The organism is Neisseria sp. P0021.S007, assembly GCF_051956855.1.
In genome coordinates this window covers 1-804 of the sequence record NZ_JBQCXA010000339.1, presented here as the reverse complement: position 1 = coordinate 804, position 804 = coordinate 1, and the positions used below count along the sequence as shown (strand labels likewise).

Here is an 804-nt window from a genome sequence, read left to right as displayed (position 1 = left end):
GCCATTGTAAGCAGGAACTGTGTTTTCTTCCTCGCTGCAAGTGCTGCCAGCTCAGGATTTTGGTCTAACTCTTCGCGTAGTTGGGATTCCAACTCGGCACGGATTTTCTTGCGCAGCTTTTTCTCTTCCTGCTCGCGCTCGTATTTGAGCTTGTGGGCAATTTCGGTTTGTTTTTTATGCTCGAAAGAGATTTTTTCCTGCCATTCAATGCGCTTACGCTGGATGGCCAGCTCATTTTTTTCTGTCAAATCAAAGTGGCAGGTTTTACATTCCTGTGCATCTAGTTCGTCAATAATCGTCATGCAGACGGGGCATTGGATAGGGTCGGGAGTATTGGCTGCCGACATAGTTTCTTCTTCAACTGCTTCCAATTCCATAGACTGACGGACGATCACGTCCAAACCCAAATAGCTGAAGTAATGCTGCGCATTTTCGCGCTCATCTTGGGTACATTTTTCGGCCACAATCGCTTGCGGACGCTCAGCCAAGGCTTGAATCAGGCTCTCGACTTCGTTTTCGGGCAGGTTCTCATACAGGCAGGCGTGGATGAGCTCCCTATCCGTGTTCGGCGGATAGGAAACGTATACGTCGAAAAATTTTTCTTGTTTGCTCATTGATATCCCATGAGTATTTCGACTGCGTCAACCAAATGGGTTTAGCCTAAGGTTTTGTTATTGTGTTTGAGCTGTTTTGGCTTATGATACGAGCCAAAACAGAGGCTGCAGTCTCAGGCAGACCAGGTACGGTTTGCCTTTGTGTCGTTAATCGGCTGGACAATAATTTTTTATTTATATGGAAACATAC

The 804-nt window shown here is 46.3% G+C and carries 1 protein-coding gene; it reads right to left on the bottom strand.

The genetic code is table 11. From position 1 onward, the window contains the following. On the bottom strand, positions 1-614 hold a 614-nt coding region (locus ACTHUR_RS13210), incomplete at its 3' end, for a hypothetical protein (protein WP_440398977.1). Between the last annotated feature and the right edge of the window lie 190 nt (positions 615-804).